Raw genomic sequence first — 6,539 nt, forward strand, 5'->3', positions numbered from 1 at the left:
CGGCGGGTGCGGCTTCCACTACGGCGCCCACCAGCTGAGGTCGACGGAGGCCGCCCGCAACCGCGCGCTCACCGACACCGAGGCCACCGCCCGGGTCGCGGGGGAGATCGACAACGCCCTCGCCCGCGTCTTCTCCTACACACCCGACGGCACCGCGACCGCCGAGCGCTCCGCACGCACCGTGCTCGACGGCCGCGCGGCCCGCCAGTACCGGGAGCTGTTCGCCCGGATCCGCGGCGACCTCGCCGGCCAGCGGATCACCCTCGCCACCAAGGCCGTACGCACCGGCGTGATCGAACTCGACGGAGACCGCGCGCGCCTGCTGGTGTTCCTCGACCAGACCTCCCGCCGCGGCAACGGCAAGGCCACCACCGCCGCCGCCCAGCTCACCGTCACGGCCCGGCTGGAGGACGACCGTTGGCGGATCGTCGACATCAAGGCCCGCTGACCGGGCGCGAGAGACGGGAGAACCTCATGCCACGCGCCCCGCGTGTCCTCGCCGGAAGACGCCCCCGGCCGCTGACCGCCGTGTCCCTCGCCCTCGCCCTCGCCCTCGTCGCGGCGGGCTTCGCGGCGTGGGCGGGCGAGGACTGGTACGCCGCGGCCCACGACGACCGGTCCGCGTACGCCGCGCAGCGGGACGAGGTGCTCGCCGCCGGTGAACAGGCCGTGCAGAACCTCAACACCCTCGACCACCGCGACCTGGACCGCGGCCTCGACCTGTGGGAGTCGTCCACCACGGGCGAGCTGCGCGAGCAACTGGCCTCCGGGCGCGAACGGTTCGCCGAGCAGGTGAAGGCGGCGAAGACCGTCACCACGGCCCGGGTGCTGTCCGGCGCCGTCACCGAACTCGACGACCGTGCCGGGCGGGCCCGGGTGCTGGTCGCCCTGCGCGTGACCGTCAAGGCGTCCGACGGGACGAGGACCGACAAGGACAGCCGCATGCTCGGCGAACTCACCCGCACCAAGAGCCAGTGGCGGCTCAGCGCCCTGGGACAGGCCCCGGTGGGCGGCGCCTCGGCCGGCTGACCCATCCGCCCGCGCACGCCGCCCGCACGAGAGGACACCGCACGATGTCGACGACCCGCCACCACATCAACCGCGAGCGGCGCCGCCAGTCGCGCGAGACCCGGCCCGCCGCGCTCCCGGAACAGCGGAAGCAGCCGGGACAGCCGGAGCACACGGCACACCGCACCCGTACCCACGCCCCGACGACCGTACGGCCCGGATCCGCGCGCACGGCCGTCAGGGCCCCGGACCCCGCACGGGACCGGACGCCGGACGCCACCACGCCCACCGCCGGAAAGGCCACCCGCCCCCGCCACCGCACCGTCCTCGCCCTCCTCGGCGCCCTCACCCTCCTCCTCGGCGGCTTCGCCGGCTGGGCGCACGCCAAGGCCGAGGCGCTGCGGGACGACCCCGCGCTGCGCAACACCGCCCTGACCGACCTCGCCCGCACCAGCGAGATCAAGGGGCAGACCGCCAAAGCCGTCGACCGGCTCTTCTCCTACGACCACACCGACCCCGGCGCGCTCCGAAAGGCCGCCGAGGACCTCCTCACCGGGAAGGCCGTCGCCCAGCACCGCGCCCTGCTCGCCGACGTCCGGAAGCGGGCCGACGCGCAGAAGGCGGTGATCACCACGACGGTCACCGACAGCGCGGTCGAACGCATCGACGGCGACCGGGCCCGGGTCCTGGTCTACGCCGACCAGAGCAGCGTCGGCACCTCCGGGACCCGCGGCAGACAGGACGAGGGGGTGTACGCGGGAGCGATGCTCGCCGTGGACGTCGTACTCCGCCACGGGCGATGGCTCGTCTCCGGCATCGACACCTTCGGCCGCTGAGGACGACGCGACCACCTCGAACCACGCGAACGACCCGAACCACGCGACCACGCCATCGAGCGCACGACCGCCGCCGCGGCCCACGACAACCACGGGAGTGACACCAGCGATGTCCACGCGCCGCGTACGACGCCCGCTTCCCGGGCGGACCCGCAAGGGACTGCGGACCACCGCCCTCGTCGTGACGGTCGTCGCGGCCCTCACCGCCTCCCGGGCGCCCGCCCTCACCGAGGAGGCCAAGGACACCCACGCGGCACCGCCCGCCGACGGGGGGCACCGGCCGGCCACGGGCGCCCCGTACGCCGATCCCGCCCCGCCGGGCGACGGTTCCTACCACACCGAACCGCCGCCCCTGGCCGGCCGGTCCGGCGTCGTTTCCCCGGCCGTCCTGCGCGTCACGCGCTCCCGGTCCGGCATCCCGGTCACCGTGCTGCGCGCCTACCGTGCCGCCGAGACCTCGGTCGGCCGGACCGATCCCGGCTGCCGGCTGCCCTGGGAACTGCTCGCGGCGATCGGCAAGGTCGAATCCGGGCACGCGGGCGGCGGCGCGGTCGGTCCGGACGGCACCACCACGCGCCGGATCACCGGCCCCGCCCTGAACGGCCGCGGTTTCGCCCTCATCCGGGACACCGACGGCGGTTCGCACGACGACGACCGGCTCTACGACCGCGCGGTGGGGCCGATGCAGTTCCTGCCCGCCACCTGGGCCCGCTGGGGCACGGACGGCAACGGCGACGGCCGGGCCGACCCGGACAACGTCTTCGACGCGGCGCTGGCGGCCGGACACTACCTGTGCGCGGGCGACCGCGACCTGGGCCGGGACGCGGACCAGGACGAAGCGATCCTCGGCTACAACCACTCGCGCCGCTACCTCGAACTGGTCAGGAGCTGGCTGGCGTTCTACAGCGGAGGGGTCCACGCCGTACCGGACGGCACGGGTGTGCCGCCGCTGAGCCCCGGCGCCGGTGGCGGCACACCGGCGGCCGAGCCAGCCGACGGCCCGGGAGGCGACGGCGGTGCGACGGACGACGACGGCGACATCGTCGTGGGCCCGGACCCGACCCCGCCGGGCGGCCCCGGGCCGTCCCCCTCCGCCCCCTCACCGGCCCCCGCCCCGGCACCCGCTTCCCCCACCCCGCGCCCCTCCGCCCCGACGACGCCCCCGGCGGGTCCGGAGCCGTCCCGGTCGCCCGGCGGGCAGCCGACCGGCAGCCCGTCACCGTCCGCCTCGCCGTCCGCCTCACCGGACCCGACGCCCGAACCGACCCCGACGACCACCGAGCCGGACGACTGCGCCACGCCGACCACCACCCCGTCCCCCGCCCCCGCCACCTCCCCGAGCCCGGCAAGGAGCTGCGAGGGGAGCTGACCGGCTCGCTCGAGGAGGAGGCCGATCCGGCCGAGGTGCGGTGCCAGGTGCGGGTGAAGCCGGGCACCGTGACGCTGCTGCGGCGAACGGACACGCTTCCCGAAGTGCTGAAGACGCCGGGGGGCGGATGTGGGAGGGGAGACGCGGTTGCCGGCCGGTCCGTGCAAGATGGGCTGGACCTTCGAGCTGTCCCGGCAGATCCCGCAGGGTGACTTCCCGGTCCATGTCCAGTCGTACATCGGGGACGATAAGGGGAAGGACTTCACGGACCTCCTCCCGCACGTCGACTTCCGTCCCCAGTAGGGCGTTTCCGCCACCGGTGTTCCGGGCACTCCGCGCTGGACCCGCGCCGAGGCGAGCGTGGAGGACGTGCAGGATCTGCCGGACGTCGTAGGGAGCGGGGATCGCCTGATCGGTTCCGGCCGGAGGCGGGGTAGGGGACTTCTCTACGTTCCGCCAGGGGAAGGGGGCGTCACCTCGTGACCATGCCCGCACGCCGTGTACGACCACGCACCGGCCGCCGGTCGTTCGACCTACGCTCGACCGCGCTGTTCTTCGTGCTTCTCGCCCTGCTCCTGTGTGTCCTGGGCTTCGCCGTCCGTACGCTGGCCGGGACCGCCGAGCGGCGCCCCGCCTGGGTGGTCGTGCTGTGCCTCGGGGGTCTCGCCGCCGTCCTGGCGTGGGGGCGCCGGCGGCACCGCCTCCTGGGTGTCCGCACCGCCCGGCGGGCCGCCGCGGCACTGGAGGAGGGTGTGCACACGGCGCTGGAGGAGTGGGAAGCGCCCGCGGTGGACATCCCCGCCGTCGCCGACCGGTACGCCGCCGGTCCCGCCGCGCCGTCCGGGTACGACCGCGCGTACGACTACGACGCCCTGGAAGCCGACGAGTTCGAGCGGGCCGTGGCCGGGCTCTGCGAGAGGGACGGCTGCACCTCGGTCGAAGTCGTCGGCGGGGCGGGCGACTTGGGCGCCGATGTGCTGGCCGTGGCACCGGACGGACGGCGGGTGGTCATCCAGTGCAAGCGCTACGGCGACGGGCACCGGGTCGGCTCGCAGGACCTGCAGCGCTTCGGCGGCACGTGCTACACCGTGCACGAGGCCGATGTCGCGGTCCTCGTCACCACCAGCGACTTCACCGCGCCGGCCGCCGAGTACGCCGAACAGTGCGGGATCGTGTGTTTCGGCCGGCCGGCCCTGCGGGCGTGGCACGACGGCACCGGGCCGGCCCCCTGGATGCTCGTGGACGCCACCGACGGATGCTGAGGCCACCGGGCCCGGCCACGGATTGACCGCCGGCCGGTCGTGGACCGGATACTCGGACATGGCCTTCGTCTTCTTCATGACCCTGCCCGGACTGGTCGTCGTGCTGACCCTGCTCGCCTTCGCCGACCAGTTGCTGCTGCGCGCGGGACGGGCCGGGGCGCTGCCGTGGCGCAACAGCGCGCGGCAGGGCCAGATAGCGGCGACCGGGTTCGAGCAGCTGCACGCGAGCCTGTCGCCGGGCAAGCAGCACGAGTTGAGGGAACGCCGATCGGCGCTGGTCGTACCGGACGACGAGGACGACGGGGCACCGCCGAACAGGACCACGGTGGACCTGGACGGGGGAACCGCGGTGGTCCGGATGCCCCGGCGCGACCGGTAGGGACGTGGCCGCCGCCGGGGCGGGGGAACCGGGCGCGTGGTCCGGCTCCCCCTCGGTGTGCGGGCGGTCAGCCGGTCGTCAGGGTCGCGTCGTCGACGACGAAGCTGGTCTGGAGGCCGGAGTCCTCGGTGGCCGTGAACGTCAGCGTGATCTGCTGACCGGCGTACTGGCCGAGGTCCAGGGCGCGTTCGGTGTACCCGGTCGCCGCGTCGGCGTTGGAGTACGTCTGCTTCACCGTTCCGTTCACCTTGACCTGGAAGGTGTCGTACACCGTCGTACCCGACTCGGCGGTGTCGATGTGCAGCCAGTACTTCAGGGTCGCCTTCGCACAGCCCGCCGGGACGGTCACCGTCTGGCCGATGCTGTCGGTGGCGGCGTAGCCGTACCCCGCCAGCCAGGCGTACCGGGACCCGGAGTGCGCGGACTGGCCGCTGAACGTGCCGATCGCACCGGTGTCACCCGTCCACGGTGACGTACCGCTCTCGAAGCCGCCGTTGGCGATCACCTGGGACGGCGTGCAGCCGCCGGCGCCCTTGACGGTCAGCGTGTAGGACGCGCTGTGCGTGCCGGTGCCGGTGCCGGTGAAGGTGAGCGGGTAGGTGCCCGGCGGCACGGAGGAGCCGACGGAGACCGTCGCCGTGGACGAGGCTCCGGAGGTCACCGAGGCCGGGCTGAAGGAGACCGTGACGCCCGCCGGGGCTCCCGAGGCGGAGAGGTTCACCGTCTGCGCCGAGCCGCTGGTGGTGGCCGTGGACACGGTGGTGGTCAGCGAGGTCCCCGGGTCGGCGCTGCCGGTGGCCGGGTTCACCGAGACGGAGAAGTCGTCCGCCGGGGCGGTGTCCGAGACCGCCTGCTTCCACAGCGTGTAGGCGACGCCGTCCGCGCTGCGGTTCAGCCCGGTGGCGTTGATGTTGCCGGTGGTGTCGCACGCGGAGTGGTAGCAGCCGTCGTACGCCGCTCCCGCCGTACCGCCCCACTTGGCGGCCTGCGCCGAGGTCTTGCGGGCGCTCGCGCCCATGGCGTAACCCGAGGTGGGGATGCCGTAGTTCTCGAAGGAGTAGTCGTCGGAGCGGCCCGCGCCCTCGGTGTTCTCCTCGGGCTGGAGGCTGAGCGAGTCCCAGTACGCCTTCATCGGCGCGGCGGCGGCCGAGGTGATGTGGTTGATGAAGTAGCCGCCGTTGGGCGAGGCGACCATGTCGAAGTTGTAGTACGCCTTGATCGCCGAGCGCTGGGCGGAGGTCAGCGAACGGACGTAGAAATCCGAGCCGTTCAGGCCCTGCTCCTCGTCCGTCCACCAGCCGAAGCGGACGCGTGCCGCCATGGCGGGGTCGGTCTGGGCCAGTTTCAGCGCGACCTCCAGGAGGGTGGCGCTGCCGGAGCCGTTGTCGTTGATGCCGGGACCGGCGGAGACACCGTCCAGGTGGGAGCCGAACATGTACACCTTGGACGCGTCGCCGCGCGGCCACTCGGCGATCAGGTTGGGTCCGGCGCCGCTGGTGCAGCCCGAGGTGCAGGCCTGCTCGGTGACGGTGTAACCGGCCGCCTGGAGCTTGCCCTTCACATAGGCGACCGAGTCGCGGTAACCCTGCCCGGTCGACCTGCGGTTGCCGCCGTTGCGGGTGGCTATGGCGTTCAGCTCGGTGAGGTGCGCCTGCACTTTCGTGACGTCGATGTCGGGCGCGGCG

General features: G+C 73.8%; 8 protein-coding genes. 7 read left to right on the forward strand and 1 reads right to left on the reverse strand.

Going from position 1 to position 6,539, the window contains the following annotated elements; all coding sequences use genetic code 11:
- The 7 genes from H5J33_RS19290 to H5J33_RS19320 form a co-directional block, all read left to right on the forward strand.
- Nucleotides 1-448 (forward strand): nuclear transport factor 2 family protein (locus H5J33_RS19290; RefSeq protein WP_258565229.1); only part of this gene is annotated, 448 nt, incomplete at its 5' end.
- Between the two features lie 26 nt (nt 449-474).
- The gene (locus tag H5J33_RS19295; protein ID WP_181796176.1) at nt 475-1,029 is read left to right on the forward strand and encodes a nuclear transport factor 2 family protein; all 555 of its coding nucleotides are present in this window, start codon (nt 475-477) and stop codon (nt 1,027-1,029) included.
- Nucleotides 1,030-1,073: 44 nt separating this feature from the next.
- Nucleotides 1,074-1,844, forward strand: coding sequence for a hypothetical protein (locus H5J33_RS19300; RefSeq protein WP_181796177.1), 771 nt, complete (start codon nt 1,074-1,076; stop codon nt 1,842-1,844).
- A gap of 109 nt (nt 1,845-1,953) precedes the next feature.
- On the forward strand, nt 1,954-3,213 hold the full coding sequence (locus H5J33_RS19305; RefSeq protein ID WP_181796178.1) for a lytic transglycosylase domain-containing protein: 1,260 nt from the start codon (nt 1,954-1,956) through the stop codon (nt 3,211-3,213).
- 147 nt (nt 3,214-3,360) lie between these two features.
- Nucleotides 3,361-3,516: a hypothetical protein gene (locus H5J33_RS19310; protein WP_181796179.1), complete on the forward strand. Its 156-nt coding sequence runs from the start codon at nt 3,361-3,363 to the stop codon at nt 3,514-3,516.
- A gap of 176 nt (nt 3,517-3,692) precedes the next feature.
- Nucleotides 3,693-4,475 carry a restriction endonuclease gene (locus tag H5J33_RS19315; protein ID WP_399552874.1) on the forward strand — a complete coding sequence of 261 codons (783 nt, stop codon included), beginning with the start codon at nt 3,693-3,695 and terminating at the stop codon, nt 4,473-4,475.
- A gap of 58 nt (nt 4,476-4,533) precedes the next feature.
- Nucleotides 4,534-4,854: a DUF6191 domain-containing protein gene (locus tag H5J33_RS19320; RefSeq protein WP_181796181.1), complete on the forward strand. Its 321-nt coding sequence runs from the start codon at nt 4,534-4,536 to the stop codon at nt 4,852-4,854.
- 67 nt (nt 4,855-4,921) lie between these two features.
- Here the strand turns inward: H5J33_RS19320 and H5J33_RS19325 are convergent.
- Nucleotides 4,922-6,539, reverse strand: a 1,618-nt coding sequence (locus H5J33_RS19325) for a M28 family peptidase (protein ID WP_181796182.1), incomplete at its 5' end; no start/stop codon positions are given.

The sequence above is a fragment of the Streptomyces sp. WELS2 genome (assembly GCF_013870595.1).
Taxonomy (GTDB): domain Bacteria; phylum Actinomycetota; class Actinomycetes; order Streptomycetales; family Streptomycetaceae; genus Streptomyces.